Origin of the sequence: Mediterraneibacter torques (genome assembly GCF_044591705.1) — a bacterium.
In the GTDB taxonomy this organism is placed as follows: Bacteria; Bacillota; Clostridia; order Lachnospirales; family Lachnospiraceae; genus Mediterraneibacter; species Mediterraneibacter torques.
In genome coordinates, this window is the sequence record NZ_CP172594.1 from 2573770 (window position 1) to 2597804 (window position 24035).

9 protein-coding genes and 1 other annotated feature are annotated in these 24035 nt (G+C 43.1%); of the genes, 2 read left to right on the top strand and 7 right to left on the bottom strand.

Annotated elements, in window-relative coordinates:
* Positions 1 to 178: 178 nt before the first annotated feature.
* Entirely contained in the window at positions 179 to 4111 is a 3933-nt protein-coding gene (locus ACH9UM_RS12065; RefSeq protein WP_009243139.1) for an exo-alpha-sialidase, read from the bottom strand.
* A gap of 279 nt (positions 4112 to 4390) precedes the next feature.
* Between ACH9UM_RS12065 and ACH9UM_RS12070 the strand changes: the two genes are divergently transcribed.
* The gene (locus ACH9UM_RS12070; protein ID WP_009243756.1) at positions 4391 to 5560 is read left to right on the top strand and encodes an IS110 family transposase; all 1170 of its coding nucleotides are present in this window, start codon (positions 4391 to 4393) and stop codon (positions 5558 to 5560) included.
* A 389-nt stretch (positions 5561 to 5949) separates the two neighbouring features.
* Here ACH9UM_RS12070 and ACH9UM_RS12075 read toward each other — a convergent pair whose 3' ends face one another.
* The 5 genes from ACH9UM_RS12075 to ACH9UM_RS12095 form a co-directional block, all read right to left on the bottom strand.
* Positions 5950 to 6669: a hypothetical protein gene (locus tag ACH9UM_RS12075; protein ID WP_009243760.1), complete on the bottom strand. Its 720-nt coding sequence runs from the start codon at positions 6667 to 6669 to the stop codon at positions 5950 to 5952.
* 157 nt (positions 6670 to 6826) lie between these two features.
* Positions 6827 to 11293: an alpha-L-fucosidase gene (locus ACH9UM_RS12080; RefSeq protein ID WP_238102377.1), complete on the bottom strand. Its 4467-nt coding sequence runs from the start codon at positions 11291 to 11293 to the stop codon at positions 6827 to 6829.
* A gap of 293 nt (positions 11294 to 11586) precedes the next feature.
* Positions 11587 to 13029: a proline--tRNA ligase gene (gene proS, locus ACH9UM_RS12085; RefSeq protein WP_118188831.1), complete on the bottom strand. Its 1443-nt coding sequence runs from the start codon at positions 13027 to 13029 to the stop codon at positions 11587 to 11589.
* A 264-nt stretch (positions 13030 to 13293) separates the two neighbouring features.
* Positions 13294 to 13505, bottom strand: a binding site (T-box leader).
* A gap of 111 nt (positions 13506 to 13616) precedes the next feature.
* Complete coding sequence (locus ACH9UM_RS12090; protein ID WP_400092451.1) at positions 13617 to 14759, bottom strand: toxic anion resistance protein; 1143 nt, start codon at positions 14757 to 14759, stop codon at positions 13617 to 13619.
* 139 nt (positions 14760 to 14898) lie between these two features.
* On the bottom strand, positions 14899 to 16419 hold the full coding sequence (locus ACH9UM_RS12095) for a 5-bromo-4-chloroindolyl phosphate hydrolysis family protein (RefSeq protein WP_055159357.1): 1521 nt from the start codon (positions 16417 to 16419) through the stop codon (positions 14899 to 14901).
* Positions 16420 to 16524: 105 nt separating this feature from the next.
* Between ACH9UM_RS12095 and ACH9UM_RS12100 the strand changes: the two genes are divergently transcribed.
* Positions 16525 to 17313 carry an RluA family pseudouridine synthase gene (locus ACH9UM_RS12100; RefSeq protein WP_022003274.1) on the top strand — a complete coding sequence of 263 codons (789 nt, stop codon included), beginning with the start codon at positions 16525 to 16527 and terminating at the stop codon, positions 17311 to 17313.
* Between the two features lie 150 nt (positions 17314 to 17463).
* On the opposite strand, the gene ACH9UM_RS12105 is transcribed toward ACH9UM_RS12100, so the two are convergent.
* The gene (locus ACH9UM_RS12105; RefSeq protein WP_400091460.1) at positions 17464 to 23772 is read right to left on the bottom strand and encodes a discoidin domain-containing protein; all 6309 of its coding nucleotides are present in this window, start codon (positions 23770 to 23772) and stop codon (positions 17464 to 17466) included.
* Positions 23773 to 24035 lie beyond the last annotated feature (263 nt).

Consider the following 24035-nt stretch of genomic DNA (forward strand, 5'->3'; position numbering starts at 1 on the left):
CTCTTCCTCAGCACCTTTAATTCTTTACTAAATTGTTAAATATTTTTTAACTACAAATACTATAGCGGTCATGTGCTGATTTGTCAAGGGATTTCAGGTGGTTTAGAGAATCTTAAGAATGCATCTGCTTCCGCTTTCTATTCTTTTTCTTCTGTATTTCTTTTAACAAATCAGACTCTTATTTCATCCATTTTCTTCTGAAAAGGACTCCTGCCACTACTGCACCTGCAAGCAGCATCACTGCTGCAGGGAATACAACGTTTGTCATATCTCCTGTCTTAGCTGCTTTATTTACTGTACTATTTTGATTCTTGTCGGTTGTAGTGTTTTTGTTATCTGACGGCTTGTTATTTCCGGCATTTCCATTATTACCATTGTTGTCATTTCCGCCGTTATAGTTATTACCGCCGTTATTGTTATTACCGCCATTATTGTCGTCTTTATTTTCAGACTTCGTTGTTACGCTGAGTGCTGCTGCCGCATACTCTGTTGCATTCTCGTCTGTTCCGACTGCAACAACCTGGATCTGATAAGTCTCTCCTGCCTTCAGACCGGAAAGTGTATATCCTACTGCTTCTTTGGAAATATCGGTTGCATATACGGCTCCGTTGACATAGATCTTATATCCTGCGATTCCTTCTGTTGATGCCGGTGCATCCCAGGTGATCTTAATGGAATCTTTTGTCACTTCACTGCTCGCTACATTTTCCGGTGCTGACGGTGTTGCCGGCTGATCCGGGTCTTCTTTATCCGGAAGTTTTGCGATGGTCTCTGTCTCTTTTGTCTGGCATACAGAGCAGGTTCTTTCTTTCGATCCTTCTTCAGTTGTCGTAGGTTCTTTGACTGTTACCCACTCACCAAAAGTATGTCCTTTTGCTGCGATTTCCTGTGCTTCCTGTACAACTGTTCCACAATCCACGCAAACTACTTCGCCTGTAGATCCTTTTTCTGTACAGGTTGCTTCTTTTGCATCAAGAACAACTGTTGTAGAATGTGTACACTCAACTGCGTCATCGGTTACGATCACATAGTAAACTACGTCACCGATCTGTACGGATGTTGTTCCTGCCGCAACTCCTGTAAAATTGATCGTTGTGCTGGCTTCTGCGGCAGGATTCCGGTAAATCGTATTTGTAACCTTGGCAACATGTCTGAAGTTTGAATGATCCAGTGTCGGGTTCATCACATAGTATGTTCCGTCAACCTCTGCCGCGATCAGATACTGTCCTCCATCTTCAATCGCTGATGCTCCGGTGATCTTCTCATATCCCTTGATCGGTGAATCGGCTGAAGCTGTTGCGGACTTTTTAAACAGTTCAAATGCACATGCTGTTGTATCAAGTGTTCTCTGTCTGTCATAATGAAGTTTGGATGCATCCCTCCAGAAATACAGGTAACGTGAAGCTGATCCGTCATACAGAGATACCTTGCCATTAGAATTTGTAACATCAGCAACTGTAATATTGGCTTTTGCTGTTTTGTTCGGGATTCCTACTGTTCCCATTGTTACAAATGTGGTTGCTCCATCTGCTGTATGTCCTGAAATTGCATAAACTCCATTGCTGATCTTCTTGAATGTATACTGACACTCTGAAAGTCCCCTTACATTCGTATCCCCAAATACTGCGGTACTTGTTCCCGGATACGCTGCTCCCTCTGTAGCCGCTGCTGTCTGCTTTACCAGTTTTGCCACATGATTATACTTCTGGCTTCCTGTAGTAGAAAGCAGGATATATCTGTTACCCTGTGCATCTGCTTTTGTCACAATCAGCACGCTGACTCCGGCTTTCAGTTCTTTTTCACTTGTTATTTTCTTAAATCCATTGATCAAGTCATAATCTTCCGCTGATGTGGACGGTGTATATAACTCAAACCAGCAGTTATCATCTGCCACATTCTGTCTGTCGAAATGAAGTTTTGTCGCATCGGTACTGTGGAAATACAAATACTTTCCACCGCCGCCTGATGAATTATCCATAATACTGAATGTCGCATCAGAAGGATTTTTTTCAAAGGTAATATTGGCTGCTGTTGTTACATTCGGGATACCGGCAGTAGAAGATGCCTTTGGTCCAAGGTAAATCCCGTTTCCATTTGCAGCCGTAGCTTTTACTTTATAAGTGTAGCTGTCACTTCCTGATTCTAATGTATACATACATTTGCTCAGATCTACAGTTGCACCATCAAACGTTGCCATCGCTGTGGCAATCTGTGCCACCGTCTTTTCATATGTATCCTGTACATCCTTACCTGTTACGGTAACTCCCGCTACTGCTGTATCAACAGAAGATGTATCGGCATCTGCATAGTTTCCGTCTTTTACTGTCAATGTCCTGGTCTCATCTTTTTCAAGGCTGACCACTTTGTACTTTTCTGCATCTGTAATCGTCACATTCATAATAAAAGATTCTTCACCTGCTTTAACAGTTACTTTCACCTGTTTCAGACCGGTTACATTCCCCTTGGATGTCAATGTCAGTCTTCCATCTGCATAAGTTGCATCCAACACTGCTCTGTTAGATGAAGAAACCGTAATGTCAGCATCTGCATCAAGGCATCTTACAACATAAGAAGCCGTTGCATCTGTATTGATCACAGAAGAATTAACTACAGCACCGTTATCATTTTCAACCCATACGCCACTGGTCGCTGCACCATTTACGATATCATCAATTGCAATTTTATCAAACTCAAGCTGCTCATCTTCATCTTCATACAAAAGACCGATCTGTGCATCTGATGTCTCTGTAATACAGGAGTATGCATAATGCGTACCATCATTGACTACATACGGATTATCCTGCCACTGAAGGCTTCCGTCATCCTGTACCAGACCAACCCAGATACGTCCTGAATTACGTGCTGATGTATCAGATGGACCTGCAAAAAGAATTGCAGTCTTTCCGTTTACTTTCTTTGAATATGTAATGGCACTTAACTGGCAATTGTTATTATACTTAAAACCTGTCTCTTTTGGTTCTGACCATGTAAGCCCATCATCCTCAGATATATAATAGGCATTGGACATACGCACAAACAGATACAATCTTCCATCTGCTTCTGTAATAACTGCTTCAGAGCTGTTGCCTGATACAGTAGCTCCGCGATGCCAGGTTGTTCCATCATCATCAGAATAGATTGTAGATGTCCTCTGAACTCCACTTGTATACTGATAGCACGGGAAGATCAGTCTTCCCGTAGAAGTTGTAATTCCTCGTCCCGGTCCGATCAGAAATACCTGCTCGGATTCATTCTTGGCATCTACAAGCTGCGGTGCTGACCATGTGGCTCCGTTGTCCGTTGATTTTGTAATATAAAGAAAATCCGTTGGAAACTGGAAGTACGGTGTATCTCCACAGAACAGGTTTGTATCTACTGCTCCGTCTGCACTCTTAATGTTAAAATGATCATCGATCGTATAGTCTCCGTCTACAACTTCACTGGTACTGTTATTCTTGATCTCATAACAGGACTCAGATGTCGCATCGGCTTTTTTTTCCAGATGATAATCATAACTTGCAGCAGCACGTGCTGTTGAACTGGAAAGACCATTTACACTGGTTGTACTGAGTGCAAGAAGCAGATTTCCATTTGTATCATAACCTGTACTTCCTGCCTTCGCCGGATATCTTGCTGCATTTGCAACTGCCAGACCTGCCGGCAACAAATCACATGCGAGGTAGATTGTATCTCCGTCAGCAAGCAATGCAGGATCAATAAATGCTGTTGAATCACGATTAAACCGGTTTCCGTTATCTCCCAGATAATTAGCTACCGTATAAGACCAGGTTGCTCCATTATCTGTGGATCTTGATACTGCCGTATCCAATCCTGCTCCGTCTCCGCAAATATCCCATCGGATGTCTGTTGCTGCAATTAATGCTCCATTACCTGCAGTTACCAAGGCAGGAATACGGAATCTTGTAAATCCTTTGGATGAATTATGTTCCTCCAAAAACAACGTTTTCGGGAACGGCTGCTCCACTGTTGTTCCATCTGCCGGCTTTGTTCCGTCCTTTGAGTTATTCGTTGCTCCGGCTGTCACCGGAAAGCACCCCAAAGTAAGAACACCTGCCAGCAGAAATGATAATACTTTTTTTCTGTTCTTCATTTTTCTCCCTTGTATGATAATTAGGAAGTTAATTATCACACGTTTCCTTTCTTTTAATATCGTGGTTCAATACAATTCAGATACTATGGACTTTTGATTTTTCCCTGTAGCCTTGACTACTCGACTGGAGTGTATTGCCGCTACCTTTATCTGAATTGTTTATTAGCTGGATGTTGCCGGAGTGTTTTTCACTCAGAGTACTTATTTCTATCAAGTCTACGATGATAATCGATGGTGGACATCATGGTATCAGACTTTATGAAAGGGAGGTACAACCTCATGAAAATTTTTGTAGGCATTGATATTGCCAAACTCAACCATTTCGCCGCTGCGATTTCTTCGGACGGTGAAATACTCATTGAGCCGTTCAAATTCACAAACGACGCTGATGGCTTCCAACTGCTGGTCTCTAAGCTCGAATCATTCGATAAGAACAGCATCATCATCGGTCTTGAGTCGACGGCACACTACGGTGACAACCTTGTTCGATACCTTGTTGCTGAGTTCTACCAAGTGTGTGTGTTGAACCCCATCAAAACCTGTCAGATGCGTAAGAACAATGTTCGTAAAACAAAGACAGATAAGGTCGACACATTTGTTATTGCTAAAACTCTTATGATGCAGGATGACCTAAGATTTATTACCTTCTTTGATCTCGATATGATGGATCTTAAGGCCTTGGGGCGCTTTCGGCAGAAAACCATTAAGCAACGCACCCGATTGAAAATCCAACTGACAACCTATGTTGATCAAGTATTCCCGGAGATTCAATACTTTTTCAAATCCGGTCTGCATCAGAATGCTGTCTATGCTCTTTTAAAAGAAGCACCTTCTCCAAAAGAGATTGCTTCCATGCATATGACTCATCTGGCAAATCTGCTCAAAGTGAACTCGCACGGACATTTTACTAAAGAGCAGGCCAAAGAATTAAGAATTCTCGCACAGAAGTCTGTCGGTGCCAACGACAGCGCTATATCTATTCAGATAACTCAAACCATTCAACAAATCGAGTTACTGGATAGCCAATTAGAAAAGATTGAAGCTGAGATGACGGATATCATGAAATTTAACGATTCTGTCATCATGACCATTCCTGGTATCGGTTATATCAATGGTGGAATGATCCTTGGTGAAATAGGCGATATTCACCGTTTCTCCAATCCAAACAAGCTGCTTGCTTTTGCAGGCCTGGATCCTTCTGTTTATCAGTCTGGTAACTTTCAGGCTAAGACAACAAGGATGTCCAAACGTGGCTCTCGTGTTTTACGATATGCTCTTGTAAATGCAGCTTGGAACGTTGTCAGGAACAACGCAACCTTCAAGGCTTATTATGATGCCAAGAGGGCTGAAGGCCGGTCTCACTACAATGCACTTGGGCACTGTGCCGGCAAGCTTGTCAGAGTCATCTGGAAGATGCTCACTGACGAAGTAGAATTTAACCTCGAGTAAGAGATCTGTATACCTATATCGATAGATTTTGAAAAAGCACCCTAAGGGAGCTCTATTAAAGTTACCCTTTTTTACCACCGATATGAAAAAGAAATTTTTTGCTAATTTATGGTTGACTTTTCATAGCTGGTCTCTTTTCTCAAAACTTTTTCATGCTTATCAAAATATTGAGATGCCAGGGTCAAAAGGTCTAAGCCCACATGAGCTTGCTCATAGGTGGGTGAAAGACCTTAGAACCCGCCCTGCTATGAGCATAAAAGTGGGATGATAATCCCACGATATGCGAATATTGGGTAGGATTGTGGGAGTGCGTAGCACGGAGCAATCCGTAGGCATCAAAGTCGGGGGCTTTTGACCCCGACATCATTTTATTTCATTACAGGTCGTTCTTATGGCTTCATCCTCTCCCATGCCATAACTGCTGCCTCCTCCGATATCGTACAATGCATCTCATATAGCGGAAGTCTTTCTGCCATCTGTTTAATCATCGAAAGTGTCTTTAACATCTTGTCCTTTTCACCGGGACGGTAAGTCTGCTTATACAGATCCGGATATCCATCTATTGCAGAAATTTTTCTGATCATATTTTCTTCTCCTCTTCTCAAAATACAGATCCCCTGCACCGGCACTTCCACGTTTGTCTGCAATCCATGCTTCCCGCACCACGGAGTTCCACATACATAAATTCCATCATCTTTTATCCGAAGAATCGGTTTATCGTCATTAACCATCACTGCCCTGCCGCCGAAATGCTGTCTCCACATCCTTGTATGCGTGGATTTTCCTGTTCCGCTTGCAGCCGTAAACAAGTATGCTTTTCCATCCACAGCAACAGCAGAGCAATGAAACAGGACACAATTTCTGTCCAGTATTTTTTCACACAATTTTCTGTAAATTGCCAATGACTCAATAATTCCTTTTGATGCCCCCGGTTCACTTTTCTTTTTTTCTCTTTCAACTTCCTCGTCTGTAACTTCAATTACAAAATCTGGTTTGCCCTCTGCCTTCACTTCATAATCCCGGCATATTATTTCTGTATAATTTTCTGTAAATGCAATTTCAATTTCCGCATCTGCAATCCGATATCTTTTTCTTTTTCCATCATTCACCGTTCCAAAATACCATTTTTTTCAAGGGTTTCTGTAAAACTTCTTATATCTTTTCGTGCTGTTGCACTGTCAATATCATATCTTCTCAGATAATCCATAACTTTCCCGTCTCTGTTATCTCTTTATTCAGACTGTCCGAATGCCTTCGGCATCAGAATTATTTTTCCTGATTTCTTCTTCTGAATCCGAATACGAACGCTGCCGCTGCAAGGAGTAATGTTCCCGCATATACAAACAGGTTTGAGCTGTCGCCTGTCTGCACTGCCGAATTTCCTGTGCCGCTGCCTCCTGTACTTCCATTTCCGCCTGCGTTTCCACTACCGTTTCCGCTTCCGCCTGTGCTTCCACTGCCGTTTCCGTTTCCGCCTGTGCTTCCATTTCCGTTTCCTTCACCGTTTCCATCGCCGCTTCCGCCGTCGACCGGTTTCAGATTCTGGATTGCCGTATTCAATGCAAGCGTTGCCTGATCGATTTCATCCTGATCTGCATCTGCTTTTTCAAGAACAGCCTTTGCATTTTGAAGAGCCGCATTAAACTCTGCCTTACCTTCTTCTTTATACTGTGTCAGATCAAGCGCTTCCGCCTTGCCGATTGCCTCCTTAAGCGTATCTTTATTCACCTGAGGAGTCTGCTCTTTTTCATTCAAAGCATCCTGTGCAGCTTTCAGCTCTTTTGCCATCTGATTCACCTCGTCCTGTGTTCCCGCAAAGCTTCCGCCGGCAATGTCTGCAAGAAGTTTTTCCGCCTCTGCCAGTTTTGCAGTAAATGCAGTTTTGGCATCGTCATCTTTGTAATCATTCAGATCTAATCCCTTAGCAGCCTCAACTGCCGCTTCAAGCTCTACTGCAGAAATCGGAGGAACCGGTGTTCCCGGACTCTTGATATCGAATTTATCCAACTGCGGAGCTTTCGCATCCGGTGCTGTGAATACAAGACATCCCGGACCTGCCGTCTCTACATTCAGTGTAAACTCTGTCGTATGTGTTGCCGCTGCACTATCTCCTGCTCCTGCTGTCACATTTCCTGATTTGATTTTTCCATCTTTTTCAGCCCATGTAAGACCATTCTGCGGATTTCCGCTTCTATAATATACCGTCACTGTATATTCGCCTGTCTGCGGTGCATCATAGTAAAGGGTAATCGTATCCCCTTTATTCATCGCATTTACAATCTTTCCGCCACTTGCCCAGTCTTTCGCAGTTACTCCGCAATGCCATTCACCATCTGTCGGATCTTTTACATCATGAATCTCAAATCTCTCTGCCTCAGCTGTTTTTGTATTACCATCCGTTGGGAATACAAATCGGTTATCTTCTGCATAAACTGCCTTTTCAAACTGTACTTCAATCGTATGGCCATTTGCCGTCACATCATCAAATGTATAAGAATCTACCGCGCCAATCGAGTTGCCGTCTACGATAACATCTTTTACCGCATAATTTTCATCCGGTACAAACTTGAACGTATGGCTCGCGCCTTCTTCTACTGTCACTTCCGTACCTGTAACGCCTTCAATCTTACCATGCTCTCCTGCTGTCGCCGTAATCTTATATGTTGCAGCAGAAACTTCTTTCGCTGTGATAACAAACTTGTCAATATTAGGAGACGAACTTGCATCTGCAGTAAGCACTAACTCACCATCACCTGCTTTTGTCACATTAATGTCAAATGACTTCTCTTCAAAAACAGGATTCTGTGTATTCTTTCCTACTACATTGACCGAACCGCTGTCTACATTCGTTCCACCCCAGTTAATTTTATTCGGATTGCCAGAATCTCTTCCACTTTGGTATGTCACAGTTACTGTATATTTTCCTTCTTTTTCAGCATGGAATGGCGCTTTTATCACATTACCTTTTTCAAACCATCCTACTTTTGCCCCATTACTTGCACCTGTATCCGGCTGAATGCGAACCTCTTTACCTTTTTCAGCTTTAGACGAATCTAATACAAAATATTCCGCTTCTACAGTCGTACTACGTCCTTTTACTTTAGGGAACTGCAGTCTGTCTGTTTCACTGAATGTACTTCGTTTTGTCAAACTTGCGATTGCCGCATCAAGAGCCGCACATGCTTTTGCAGCTTCTTCCTGAGTCAAGTTTGCTTTCTTTGCCGCTTCTTTGGCTGCTTTTAATGCATCTACATAATTTTTATAACTTGCTGTTGTATAAAGTGATTCCTGATATCCCGCTTTCTCTGTTTCTTTGATCTTGTCAAGAAGTTCCTGCTTGTCATAAGATTCTGTATCTGCAATCGTAATCTTTGCTTTTGTAATGAATCCCAGAAGAACATCTTCTGTCGGAGCGCTTAAATAAGCAGAAAAATAAACGTCACCTTCTTTTTCCTTCACACGCTTCGTTGTGACAAATGCTTCTGCCTCTTCCTGTCCATCCTTAAATGTTACTGTCATATTTCCATCAGCATCAAAATGCTTCTGATATGCGCTTCCCGGAGCAACCTCAAACTGCACTGTCAATTCACCGTTCGTACCTCCGACGCGTTTCAGCTTAATTGGGTATTTTGTATCTTCATTCACTCGATAGGCATCTTTTTCAAGTTCTACCATTCCCTTTCCACCGTTATCAAGATACGCAACTGCATCTAATCCTACAGCCTGAGTATTAGACCCTGTATTTACAATCTTAAGAGTATGCTCTTTGTCTTCTAACGTATTCGTTTCATATAAAATCTGTCCCAACTTTCTTGTTGCAGAATATGTATTAATCGATGCAACTTTCTTCCCGTCAATATATACATCTGCCGGACCGTGTTTTTGATCGATCGTACCGATAACCCATGCCTTCGTACCTTTAAACTTCGTCTCCGCATATGGCGCATTCGCCCCATTTCCGTTTCCGTTGATCCAGATACCCGTTCCTTCTATCATCTGATCGTTCGTTTCCTGATGCCATCCGCTGCTAAGCGTAAATCCACGGTCATCTTTCGTCTGCAGACCTGACGGGATACCCGTTCCAAGTTCAAATCCTTCCGCAGCCTCATATACGCCAATCTCGCTTAATATCGGAACTTTATTTTCCGCCTGGTTATGAGCAGTAACTGTAATACGAAGCTTATCCGCTTTTACAGCTTTTTTACGACAGAGACGTTTTGCTCCGATCGTTGTTCCCTGGTCAAACGTCTTCCATTCTCCATTACCGTTTTTATATTCTACTTTGAAAGATCCGATACGCTGTCCAAACTGGATTGCCTCTTCTATCGACACAACATCGAACTTTTTGGATTCTCCCAAATCGATCAATACTTTTCCGCTTGTCGTACCGTCTCCTACTGTCCAATAAGTCTCATCATTTCCGTCGAGCAGATTCTCCGGTGAATATTTCTTTGAGTTTCCTCTTACTTCTGTCGCAGAAACAGACGCTTTTTCAGCCAAGTTCTTATCAAACGTATTTTGAACTGCTTTTCCGAACTCTGCCACACGAGCAAGAATATCCGCATCTACCGTTCCTTGTTTATTCGGGGGAACATTCAGTAACAATGTAGCGTTGTGTCCAACCGATCCGAAATAAATACCTGCAAGCTGCTCCATCGAAAGAGGCGTTTTCTTGCTTTCTCCCCAGAACCAGCCTGACGTAATCTTTGTATCCGCCTCCGGCACAGTCCACTGATTTCCATTCGGAAATCCTTTCGTATATCCGTCTCTACTGTTACTATTGATCGTATTATTCTCTCTGTCGATTGTTGACTTTGCCCACGTTTCTTCAGCCGCATATCCTCTCTCATTTCCGATCCATCTTACAGTTGTATAAGATTCCGCGCCGAAAAGAAGGCAATCATCCTCGTACTTTCCGCTTGCTTTTCCCTCGTATTGCTGAATTGTCTTAAACCATCTCTGGAAATCATAATCCTGCGCATTGCTCTTGTCGTTCGTATCTTTTGCGCCGTCCATCCAAACTTCTTTAAAATGACCGTTGTTTCCGTACTTATCATTTCCAAGAATCTCTTTCAACTGATTATCATAGTATTCGTTATAATCAAGAGCGTCTTCTTGTTTTACCTGATCCCATGTTTTTCCATTCAACGGCTGTCCGTCAGCTCCGACAAGTTTTTTTCCATCCTTATCTTTGTAACCATAATATTCACTATTTACATCCCACGGGGAAAGATACAGTCCCATGTCAATATTATATTTTGTACACGCTCTGGAAAGTTCTTCTAAAACGTCGCCTTCATAACCTGCCGTTTCGGTATCATGTGTCGTCATTTCACTTGGCCATATGCAGAAACCGTCATGATGCTTTGCCGTAATGATCAGTTTCTTAAACCCTGCGTCATGAATCGCTTTTACATAAGTTTCTTCATCAAAATCATTTGTCAGCTGAAACTGATTCGGATTTTCTTTTCCGTTCCCCCACTCGCTTCCGGTATATGTATTCATTCCAAAATGACAAAAAGCCGCCAGTTCCTGTTTCTGATACTCATACTGATTCTTTGACGGTATAACACTATCCTTCTTCGGCGCCGCCGTATCGTTGTCTGTCAGCTCATCTGTTTTAACGTATGTGTCTTCGGCAGCCTGAACCTGCACAACTCCGCCGGTCGAAAGAGCTGTCTGTGCGATCATTCCGGCAGCTAATAACAATGCCAGATACTTTCTCTTTTTCATACTTTTCCTTTCCCCTTTTTTCACAATTTTATTTTTCATAGACCTTATAACCTTATCACATTTAAACAAAATTGTCATTATCACCCCCCCATTTTCGTCATTTTGCATATTTAGGATTTCAAAAAAGGCTATAGTCGTTCATTTTCCAAAACGATTATAGCCTTTTTGTACAACACTATCTTATTTCTTCTATATTATTTATCGAGAAGCAGCGCTGTAAAACAGAACGTATTTCTTCCAAAAGCGAAGAAATCCACTCCTGTTTTAAACTGCCCATTTACAAATAATGTATTTTAGTATGCTCTTCCCCAGTAAACCATATGTTTCGCAGGTTTTCCACAGCAGACGCATACATCAGACAGATGTTCTTCTTCCATAGGAATGCATCGTGATGTCACTCCGCCTGTCTGTGCTTTAATCTCATCCTCACAAGCTTCGTCTCCACACCACATTGCCTTTACGAAACCTTTCTTTTCGGAAACCGCATCTTTCATCTCATCCATAGTCACCGCAGAACTGATGTGGTCATCAAGGAACGCTTTTGCTTTCGCATAAAGGTCTGCCTGGATCGTCTCAAGGATTTCACCGAGTTTCGTTGTAATCTCATCGATTGCCACAACGATCTTCTCTCTTGTATCTCTGCGCACAACAACAACCTGACCGTTTTCGATATCTTTTGGTCCGATCTCGATACGAGTCGGGATTCCGAGCATCTCCTGCTCACTGAATTTCCATCCCGGACTCTTTTCGGAATCATCGATCTTCGCGCGATATCCGGCTTTATTAAGAGCGTCAAGAAGTTCATTTGCCTTATCGAGAACACCTTCTTTATGCTGCGCGATCGGAATAACTCTTGTCTGTACCGGAGCGATTCTCGGCGGAAGTACAAGACCGCTGTCATCGCCGTGAACCATGATGATCGCACCGATGATTCGGGTGGATAATCCCCATGATGTCTCGTACACACTGTGCAGTTCATTATTTTTATCTGCATACTTAATGTCAAATGCATCCGGGAAAGAATTTCCGAAGAAATGGCTTGTCGCCGACTGTAAAGCCTGACCGTCGTGCATCAGCGCTTCAATCGTATAAGTGTCCTGCGCTCCCGCAAATTTTTCACTTTCTGTTTTTCTTCCGGCAACAACCGGAATCGCAAGATCTTCTTCTACAAAGTCTTTATATACTTTCCACATTAATTTTGTACGTTCTTCCGCTTCTTCATATGTCGCATGAATCGTATGACCTTCCTGCCAGAGGAATTCCCTTGAACGAAGGAACGGTCTTGTCGTTTTCTCCCAACGAAGAACCGAGCACCACTGATTCCATACTTTCGGAAGGTCTCTGTAAGACTGAACCGTCTTGCTCCACACGTCACAGAACAATGTCTCAGATGTCGGACGGATACAGAATCTCTCCTGAAGCGGCTCCGCTCCGCCGTGTGTTACCCACGCTACTTCAGGCGCGAACCCTTCGATGTGGTCTTTTTCTTTCTGCAAAAGGCTTTCCGGGATCAAAACCGGAAGATATACGTTTTCCACACCTGTGTCTTTAAAACGTTTGTCAAGATCCGACTGAATATTTTCCCATATTGCATATCCGTTCGGAAGATAGTTCAGACATCCCTTTACGCCTGAATAATCACATAATTTTGCTTCCCGCACAACATCTGTATACCACTGTGCAAAATCTTCGTCTCTCGATGTGATCGACTGTACAAGTTTCTTTTCTTTCGCCATTTTCTTACCTCATTTCCCAAATCATTTTCGGAACTTTTTATCTTTTGTTCCGACTTTTCTTCCATCGCTTCCATAGCGCAGCAGTTTAGCCATATCCGTCCGAATCGACCGTTTCGACCGTTTCTTCCGTTTTGCCCGTTTCTCCCGGATCGTAAAAGTCTCCGGTAACGCGGCAGATTCCCGGATAGCGCCAAAACTTCTCTGCCGGAAAAGCGTCTCATTTCCTATATGCGCCTATATAAAAACGCCGGGACGCTCTTCCCCACAAGGGACCGAGCATCTCGGCGGTACCACCCTTATTAACACCGCAGACGTCCTGCCTGCCGTTGTTCTCTCTTTTATCTTTAACGCAGATATACGCTGTATTTTCATACAGAGCTCCGGAGCCGGTTCAATGTGTTCCTGCAAAGGCTTTCACCAACCGCCTTCTCTCTGATGCATTCCACACATATACTATTCTCTTTCCTCGCCTGTTTGCATCTGTGATTTTACCCAAAATCCGGCAGAATGTCAACCGAAACCGCCGTTCCAAGTATTCATTCCGAAAATACCATCCTAAACGTGCATCTAAGACCTTATCCCAAACATTATCCGTGAAGCTGCAAAAGCTTTCCTTTTAATTCCTGCTCCATATTGCGAAGTTCCGCCTCCGCAGCCTGACGTTTTTCCCTGCCTTCACGCTGGATTGCCATTACTTCATCAAGCGTAGAGATCAGAGACTCGTTCGTTGCTTTGAGCGTATCCATATCCACGATTCCCCGCTCGGACTGCCGAGCCGTTTCCATCGTTGCGATCTTCAGTTTCTCTGCATTTTTCTTCAAAAGCTCATTCGTCACATCCGTAACACGCCGCTGCGCTTCCGCTGCCTGCGTCGAATGTTCTACCCCAAGCGCAAGAACCATCTGACTCTTCCAAAGAGGAATCGTATTTACGATTGTAGACTGGATCTTTTCAACCATCATTGTATCATTATTCTGAACGAGCCGAATCTGAGGCGCAGTCTGAATAGAAATCATTCTTGTCAGTTCAAGATCATGGATCTTCTTCTCAAACCGAATGCACATCTCATCCAAATCTTTCGCCGCCTGCGCATCTTCCGGCAGTCCTGATGCCTGCGCCCTGCTCATCAGATCCGCAAGCTGTGTTCTTTTCACTTCCGCAAGTTTCTTCTTTCCCGCAAGAATATACATCGACAATTCCTTAAAATATGTCAGATTCAGTTCGTACATCTTATCAAGAAGCGCTGTATCCTTCATAAGCTGTACCTGATGCTTCTCCAGCGCCTTGATAATCTCATTTACATTCGTCTCGGCTTTTGCGTATTTTGCTTTCATAGAATCAATTTTGTTCGACGCTTTCTTAAAAATGCCGAAAAAGCCTTTTTCTTCTTCATCTTCATCAAAACTTTTCAACTGCGTCACAACGCCGGTAAGGAGAGCCCCCACCTCGCCGAGATCTTGAGATTTCACATTATCCAACGCCGATTCGGAGAAATCCGCCATCTTCTTCTGCGTTCCCGCTCCGTACTGAAGGATCAGCGATGAATTCGTCAAGTCGATCTGCTTTGCAAATGCCTCGACCGTCTGACGCTCTTCTTCTGTCAAAACGCTGTCGTCCAGCACCGGTTCTTCTACCTGCTGCACGGCCGGAGTTTCCTTTTTATCCGCCGCCTGAAACGGATCTAACGTCAATGTCGGAGTGGTGTCTAAGTCCTTAAATTCTGTTCCCATTTCTTTAATCTCCTTTTCCATTTCTTTCTTCAGCCCTATCTTACTTATCTTCACTCATCATTCCCCGAGCTTCTATTTTATCTTCTTTACTCGCTGCGAACATCTTTTCTATCTTATCTTCTCCACTCGCTGCGCGCTTTTACTTTCTGATCTCGTCTTCCGTAAGTCCTTCCTGTGCCAGCATCGTATTCAGAACCGATATATCCGACGACACGTCCCACGCCGTATCCTGAAAAAGATCGTCCAACAACTTTTCAAACGCCACATTAAGAGTGTCAATCGTCTTTTCGATCTCTATTTTGGAAGAAATAATATTTTCTCCCTGTACAGGCTGTGCATCCAAATCTTCATACGCCTGCAGCAGTTTCATCGTCATCGGAAGATAATAATCCATTAATTTTCGGATATCACTGACCGTATCGGGTTTCTGCTCGACCCGGTCAAATATCCTGTCTACAAGCATTTCCATACGGGCGATTTTCTCCGAAATTTCTTCTCCGGGTATTGCGTCATTCGCCGCTTTGATCGCCCTCACATATTCGTCGCCTGCTTCGATGATCTTCTGGACTTCCGGAGAAAGTCTGGAAAACTCTTCCTGTTCCTTCGCTGCCCGCTCTTCTTTTTCCTGTTTTTCCCGACGCGTTCTTTCCATAAGCGCCGTGTATTGGCGATAAGCTTCGTTGCTCGTCATAAGACATGTTTCCTGCTCATCAAGATGACCTTGCCGAAACCAGCCTTTTTTAATCATCTTTTTCAAATCTTTCACAACTGCTTTCACAGAACGTCCGCTCTGCTGTGCAAATTCTTTTACGTCACAATATTCCCTGTTTCCGATCATTTTCACATATTTTCCAAAACGGCTCACCGTACACGCATTCGATGTTCCGATAATTCCCATCACTGCAAACGCAACAGAAAAACCGCCCATCAAAGCCGCCATGACATTTATCTCCATCTGCCAGCCTGTTACCGAACTTCCCAACAGAAGCATCAGACCGATGATCAGAGTAACGATCATCCCAAGGTATCCCGTAATCGCGAGGAAGATACCGCCGACCTTTATTGCCGTTCCCTTCAGATAAAGGATTCCGCCTCTGTGCACGGAATTCCCCGCTGTTCCCGTTCTTTGATCCTGCGCGAAGCCGCCTGCTGAGCCCGCTCCCTGATTATGTGTAAATCCGCCCGCTGCGCCTGTCCTCTGATTCTGTGTAAATCCGCCTGCTGAGCCTGTCCTCTGATTCTGCGTGAATCCGCCAGTTGCGCCTGTCCTCTGATTCTGCGTAAAACCGCCAGTTGCGCCTGTCCTCTGATTCTGCGTGAATCCGCCCGCTGAGCCTGTCCTCTGATTCTGCGTGAATCCGCCTGCTGAGCCCGCTCCCTGATTCTGCGTGAAACCACCTGCTGATCCTGTTCCCTGATTATGAAACGGCGGTGTGTTTCCCGCTTGTCTCTGCCTCTGTGCAAAATTATCCGCAGCGGCATTCATCGCATCGCTTCCGTAACGGATTCCGTTTCTTAGTCCTCTGGAGAGTCCTTCCATCGCACGTCCGATCGTATCCGTCACATTCTGATTTAACCGTCCGTAATTTTGATGATCGATAGCGTCCTGAATCGTCCGATTCAATTCATCCAACGATCTTTCCCACTCATTATTTATCATGAATTTCCTCCTTAAAGGGTTGACCTGAAAATTCTTTTATATGATAATCAGTTTAGCCGTAACACATTGAAAAGTCAATAATACGAAGGAGCGAAAATAAGACAAATGATAAAAAATGCATCCCCGCTTATTATATACGAAGACGAGCAGATCATCGTCTGCCATAAACCCGCAGGAACGCCGACTCAGAGCAGTCATATCGGAACTTCCGACATGGAAAGCCTGCTCAAAAACCATCTTTTTTCTTCACGTAAATTTCACCGGGCAAAATCAGGCGAACCGTATCTTGCGATCATTCATCGCCTCGACCAGCCTGTAGAAGGGATTCTCGTCTTTGCAAAAACACCTGCCGCCGCAAAGGAACTAAACCGCCAGCTCACTTCCCAAGAATTTGGGAAATATTATCTTGCAGTAATATCAGGCATTCCCGAACCGCAGGAAGGCTCTCTTGAAAACTATCTCGTCAAAGATGCCCGTACAAACAGTTCCGCAGTCTGTACGAAAACGACTCCGGGAGCAAAACTTGCCAGACTTCACTACAGAACAATAGAAACATACGGCGCGCCCGGAAACGAAAAATTTACCGATTCCAAATCGACTGACACGCCAAAACACACGTCCCGAAACCACAGGCAGCCGCCATTGCAAAATGAATCTTCTGCCTTAGTAGAAATCCATCTTGACACAGGCAGACATCATCAGATTCGTGTGCAAATGGCACATTTCGGACACCCCCTTATAGGCGATCGGAAATATGGCAAAAAAATCACCGATCATATGAATTCCGTACAATCTTCGACAAAACGATTTCAGGCAGGACAACTTCATCTCTGCGCTTACAAGCTAACATTTCGTCATCCCAAAACCGGAAAAGAGATGGAATTTCAGATTTGAAACTCCATCTCTCATAAATCCGATCTTCCTGTTTGGAAAGATCTCTTCTCCTGCAATCCCGAATTTTAACTCGTCGCACAAAAAAGACGGTGCCTTACGCGCACCGCCTTTTTTGTTTCATATAATCTTCATCTTACGAATCAGATATTTTTATTTCACTCTTTTTCTTCTAAAGAATGTTACTACAGCGATTCCGCCCGCTGCCACAAGCGCCATCAAATATCCTGCGATGTTTGCGCTGTCACCTGTAACAACAGCTGCATTGCCGCCGTTTCCGTTGCTTCCATTGCTTCCGCTATTTCCACTGTTTCCACTGTTTCCATTGCTTCCGCTGTTTCCGCCACTACCGCCGTTTCCATCCGGATTCGGGTTCGGGTTCGGATCAGGAGTTGTGTCTTTTACAAGACCGTCATAAGCTGTCTGCAATGCTTCTTTTGCTGCATTTACTTCATCCTGTGTTGCATTCGGATTTGCAAGAACACTCTGTGCTTTCATAAGAGCTTCATTGAATGCTGTCCAGCTTTCTGCTGTATATCCGTCTGCTTTGGTGTCTTTGTACTGATTATAAAGAGTCGTCAGTCCACTCTTATCTACATCGCCCGGCTGCGGATCTGGATTAAGTTTCACAAGTCTGTCATGTGCTGTCTGCAATGCTGTCAAAGCTTCTCCTGCTGCTGCGTTTGTTGTATCTTTTGCTTCGATGAGAGCTTTCGCTTCATTCATCTTCGCTTCGTATACTGCCCATGATTCTGCTGTGTAGTCTGCTTTATTCAAGTTTTCTGCCACATAGCTGTCATAGAGAGCTTTCAGAGCTGCTGTCGTTTTCTCTCCATAGAAACGGATCTCTGCCATACTTGCGAATTTATCCTGTGCTCCTGCTTCAAGAACTTTGAACTCTACATATCTTACATCTTTCGCATCAAAAGCAATCTGCTGATACTGATCTCTGTTTACAAGAACATTGCCTTCTTCATCGAACTCATATGTTCCGACGGATTTCATATCTTCTTTGTCGCTTCCTACAAAGATCTGCGCTTTCAGGATATCGCCGTTCGTTACTCCCTGACGTGCAAGGAATGTAATGTCTGTCAAGTTGTAAAGTCCGCCGAGATCAAAATTGAGGCTCTGCGGCAATACATCTTTGTTGTACTCTGTATGCCAGTAATTATCTTCTTTTCCGTCAAGTACGTTTGTTGCAAGTCCATCCTCAAGTTTATCAGGATCACATTCACTTGTTGCCGTCACTGTGAATCCTTCTGCTTTTGCATCAAGCAGTTTTGTCTCATCAAGTGGACGGAATGTAAGTCCGTCGATTGCCTCGTAAATTGCCATCTGCGCTTCAAGTACCTGATTCTTCGTATATTCGCCCTTAAGTAATTCTGTAGCTGCATTTACTGCTGCTGTAAGCTGTCCATAACTTTCTTCTGTGTAAGCAGATGACTGATATGTACGAGCTTTAGCAAGCGCTTCATTTAATCCTGAAATATCAACGCCGGCTTTAACATTGATATCGTATGTTGCTTTTACTTCTTTGTTTCCTGCGGCTGTCAGAGTGATCGTACTCTTTCCTTCTTTCATCGCTCTCGCTTTGTAGATCGGATAGCCATTTTCATCTGCCAGCGTAATGATCTTCACAACGTCCTCATTAGAACTTTCTACTGTGAAGAATTTGTTTGTTGCATTGTCCGGCTGAACTGTTGCATTAATGTCTGCCAGTGTTCCGACATACATCTCTTTTGCATTGTTCGGATCTGCTGTGATTCCTGTAACCGGTGTGTTAGACAGATTTGACAGTTCAAGTTCTGCAAGTGTGAGCATGTTCTTCACATCACTTGTTGATTTTGCATCTAAGAATGTAATCTGAACTTCTTTTACCGCCTTGTCTCCTGCAAATTCAAATGTATATTTCTCCTGTTTTGTTTCAAACTTGATCTCGTCTGATGATGTATCATCTGTATAGATCAGTTTTGCAGATACTTTATTCAAGTAACCGTTTCCTTCATTTGCATTAGATACGACTACTTTATTAAGTGCTTCCGGATTCTTCAATGCAAGATGCATTGTTGTCGGAAGGATGATATAGTCCGGAAGTTTTCCGTTTACATGGTTGGATGAAATATCCCACTTAAACTCAAAATCACGCCCAAATGTTCCATCAAACAGTCCGTTGTAATTATTCTGTTGGATCAATTTATTTACATTCGGATCATCTGTGTTATCTTCTGTGAGTTTCTCATTTGTCATTGTGATATCGAAGTCTGCCTGTCCAAACTTCTTCTCTGTTGCCGGAACATCCGGGATCTCAACTTCTGTATCTACCTCTGACTCGATCGTGCTGTAGTTCGGTCCGATCAAAGTTACTTTAGAAAGATCGATCACTTTCGCATCTGTTGTAGAGATGTTCTCTTTTGCTTTCATTGTGATTGTAGCAAGCACGTCACTTCCGGCATAAAGTTCTTTGTCTCCACGGTTTGCAAATGCAAGGTTTACATATGCTCTGTCATCATACTCTTTATTAGCCGTCAGATTTTCCATCTGAGCAAGAAGAGGTGATACTTCACAAGAAACATATTGCACTTTGCTATTATCATAATTAATTACCTGTCCGAATGCATTAAGTCCTGCTACATTCTGCGCGTAAACGTCGATTGTAAACGTCTCGCCTTTCTTCACGCTGTCGCTGCTTGCAAGAAGCATAGCTTCTCCCGAAACACTATCCGTCTTCTTCGTTCCGCCATCTAACTGGAACATTGTGAATGCGTAATCATAAACATCATAGATATTGTTCATGTTAATATCGCCGTAACGGCTCTTGATCTGATCTGCAAACAACTTATCTTTTTCACATACACCAAGATAATTTTTCATATTTGTATAATCAGCATCCGTAACCGCCTCAGCCTTATTGGTACTTCCGACAGCAAACGCCCCTGTGTTTTCTTTCTTATATACTTTAATCTCACTTGCCGAGAAGAAATTACCGAGCGCTTTAAGTGGTGTAAACCGGATATAGCGCGCTCCGCAATCCAGCTTATCCATCAACTTCATATCTTTATTTACTGCCCATTTGTATGTTTTTGCCTCTGACCAATGTACACCATCGAGACTTGTCTCTAATTTCATTTCCTCAACAGTTCCATTGCCTGCATCATCACGCGGATAATACTCAATCTTATCAATTTCATATGCTTTTCCGTAATCTACAGTAAGAGTCTGTCCGATTGCATTTCCATCTGAATGGAAACCACCATCAGATTTCTGGAACGTTCTGTCAAATGCCAAATCAGCACTGTGATTTCCGTACAGACCGCCTGTCCATGTGATTGTCTGCGGAGCCGGTGTATCTTTCCACGGATCTTCTGCTGACTGGAACGTCTTCTCTTCGCTCCATTCAGAATATCCTTCTGCATTTCTAGAACGAACTTTATACTTATGCTCTGAGTGATATCCGAGATCTGTATGTGTATATGTCTCCACATCTCCTACAGAGAATACAACTCCGTCAACAAGAAGCTCGTAAGTTGTCGCATCAGCTACTTTATTCCATGCAAGAGTGATGCTTGTCGGTGTCTTTGCTTCCTCATTTTCTGTCAGAGTAGGAACTGTAAGGTTCTTATTCAGTTTATCCTGCGGAAGTTTTCCGTCATTTTCAAATCCTTCAAGTACTAATGTCTGAGCAACACTCTTCGCATCTGCCTGTGCAAATTTCACATACAGTTTCGGTGTTCTCTTCACATCTTTTACAAGGTTCGCAATCTCTGTTTCTTTTTCCGATGCATATGTCTCGATTGCTGGAGATTCATCATAGAAGTAGACTGCTTTACCTGCTTCAGCCGATTTTTTATCAAAGTCTGCTTTGCTCTGCACTTTATCGAGAGTCAATGAATCACTTCCGTTTTTCGCTGTAACTTTTGTAGGTTCTTTGGATACATTTACAACAAATGTTGTATTTTTGTCTTTCTTGTATCCAGTGTAGTTTCCTGTTGATTTTTCAGCAGTAAGCGTTGCTGTTCCATCTTTTACCTCAGATGTATACTTGGTAGATACATGAGCGCCGTAAGAAGTTTTCGTAATTTTTCCATAATCGCCATCTTCTTTCAGATCATTTTCCACAAATTTTCCGTCATCTTCAAACATCGTGTAAGATGTTTTTCCATCCGGCCAAAATTCGACGATACGGTTTTCTTTCTTAATCTGCTCCGGTGTATTATTTTCTTCCCACATTGGAATAATAGCACCGTTTTTCACAAATACAGGAAGTTTCCAAAGTGGAGCTGCAAAGTTGTTGAGAACCTGTCCTCCCTGATACTGCTGACCTGTGAAATAGTCAATCCACACTTCTTTTGAATCCGGAAGATAAATATTATTTCTTACATCATTTCCCTTATCATCTGCAGCAGTGCTCTTATAAATCGGAGCTACAAGAAGATTCGATCCAAGCATGTACTGATACTGCATTTCTTTACTGCTTGCATAACTGTCGTCCGGATATTCAAGGAACATTGCTCTTATAAGCGGCAGTCCTGTATCTCCATTGCCTGTATCAATGTTTGCCGCCGAAGCTGCCCCAGTATAAATATACGGAAGAAGCTGTGCTTTTGTTTTCAAATACATACGGTTGATTCCTGTATATGGATCTCCAAACGTATATGGCATCTTCGCATAAGTTCCCCAACCGTCCATGTTAAGCATAAGTGGTGTAAATGATTTCCACTGATAATCTCTTGTAGCAATCAACTGATTTCCACCGAAGATACCATCCATATCACTTCCTATGTTTGGGTTACCGCTAAGAGAAGTTCCGATATATGTAGGAATGTGAAAACGGATGTATTCCCATTCACCGCCGTACTGGTCTCCTGTCCAAATACCACAGTAACGCTGCGATCCTGCCCATCCGTCAAGAGAGATAATGTTCGGACGTACCTTACCTTCTGTTGTAGCAATATCGTAAGCTGTCTTCACACCGTCAAGCTGCATGGAATATCCATGTCCAACCCATGCAACATCTGTCTTCAATGTAGAAACACCACCGACTTTAACTTCGTTTTTAAAATCACGAAGAAGCTGCCATTCTGTCTTCGGATTAGAATCCGGTGTCAGATAACTCTGTGTCCAAAGTCCTGTTGCTACCCCTTTTTCATTTGCATATTTTGTAAAGTCTGCAAGATTCTGTACGTTTGCCGCTACTGCCGCCAATCGTTCCTGAGAGCTTTTTCCTTCATTATCAACGCCGCCTGTCTTGCCATATCCGTTCTGACCGTATCCCGCACCATATCCGTCATTTGGGAGAAAATATCCAATTGGCATATCATATGTAAAATAATCGTCAATCACCTGTCTTGCCGAATACTTATAAGGAGCTTCTACTTTTGGATAGTTTTCGATGCCTACTGTTGGTTTCGTGCCGTTCAAAGACTCAATGTTCATTCCATCTTTCGGTTTATATCCCGTAGACATTCCGCTCTCATACTTTGTCGTTCCTGCACTTGTGTAAGGTTCATTTCCTTTGATTGTCCAACCCTTCCCACCTTCTGTATCTGACCATGAATCACGGTTGTATGCGTTCAAGTGACCTTCATAAAACGCATATTCGGGAAGGAGAACCGGATTACCTGTTACATGATAATACTCACTCAAAAGTTCCTGTGTTTTTTCACTGCTGTCTTTTCCATCAGAAACAAAATAATAAGCGTCAAACTCTTTTTCTTTATGAGTCGCTGTTACAGTATCTCCTTCACTCTTTCCAAAGTCATATTTACCGTCTGCAAATGTGTTTCTCAAAACACCATATCCACTTGTCGTGTAGTAAAATGGATTTGGAGATGCAACTCCGCCATCTGTCCAGTTACTTTCATTAGCAATATTTATCGTCTCGCCTGTATGTACGAATCTTCCATTCTGCGTACCTCCGCCATAGAAGTTCTCTCCATTGTTCTTCTTAAGAGTCTGCACTGTTGCCGAATTCGAGATGGACAATGCTTCTTTTTCTTCCATCACGACCTTATCGCCACTTAAAACTTTCATCTTCGCCGTAGCTTTATCGAATTCGACAGAAACCGATCCACTTTTAATCGTAATTTTTCCATCTTTATCCGAAATATCAGCCTTTGGATGTGAATAGTTAGAAGAGTCGTCTGAATACTGCTGAATCCTTCCGACATGAGCTTGCGATTTGGGAGTCGCATATTTCGAGAACTCGCCACTCGGATCTACGTTATATCTGAAGATCCCATCCTCAAGAAACGTAAGCTGCGCTGTAACGCCACCATTGAATTTCACAACAACGATATTGTCCTTGCTGCCTTTTTCCACTGACTCGACGCTTGTCAACTGCCCGGCAAACTCTTCCGCAGCTTTCGCCGGTATCGGCGGAAATGCTGTAAGCACCATGCCAAGCGCCGTAACAGTTACAGCAGCTTTCTTTCCTGCTCCTTTCATTTTCTTAGTCCATTTCATCTTTTTCCTTCTCCTCCTTTTCTACGGGTAAATTGTACAAAATGTTTGCATTTACCACTAAGTACTTTATTATATAATAATTTTCAATAAATGTATTTATATAAATCATTACCCATTTGTACTTTTTTACTTTTCTCACCCCTTATATCCACTATTTTCGTCAATTTTCAACATATATAAAGCTTCTGTCGATTTTCTTTCAGTTGCAAAAAATCCTTTTTCAACGCATTCTTGGATTGCGTTTTTATAAAATTATCAAACAG

What these genes read in the sequence shown, in the direction of transcription:
- ACH9UM_RS12065 (WP_009243139.1), bottom strand. Translation starts at nt 4,111, where the DNA reads ATGAAGAACAGAAAAAAAGTATTATCATTTCTGCTGGCAGGTGTTCTT.
- ACH9UM_RS12070 (WP_009243756.1), top strand. Translation starts at nt 4,391, where the DNA reads ATGAAAATTTTTGTAGGCATTGATATTGCCAAACTCAACCATTTCGCC.
- ACH9UM_RS12080 (WP_238102377.1), bottom strand. Translation starts at nt 11,293, where the DNA reads ATGAAAAAGAGAAAGTATCTGGCATTGTTATTAGCTGCCGGAATGATC.
- proS (WP_118188831.1), bottom strand. Translation starts at nt 13,029, where the DNA reads ATGGCGAAAGAAAAGAAACTTGTACAGTCGATCACATCGAGAGACGAA.
- ACH9UM_RS12090 (WP_400092451.1), bottom strand. Translation starts at nt 14,759, where the DNA reads ATGGGAACAGAATTTAAGGACTTAGACACCACTCCGACATTGACGTTA.
- ACH9UM_RS12095 (WP_055159357.1), bottom strand. Translation starts at nt 16,419, where the DNA reads ATGATAAATAATGAGTGGGAAAGATCGTTGGATGAATTGAATCGGACG.
- ACH9UM_RS12100 (WP_022003274.1), top strand. Translation starts at nt 16,525, where the DNA reads ATGATAAAAAATGCATCCCCGCTTATTATATACGAAGACGAGCAGATC.
- ACH9UM_RS12105 (WP_400091460.1), bottom strand. Translation starts at nt 23,772, where the DNA reads ATGAAATGGACTAAGAAAATGAAAGGAGCAGGAAAGAAAGCTGCTGTA.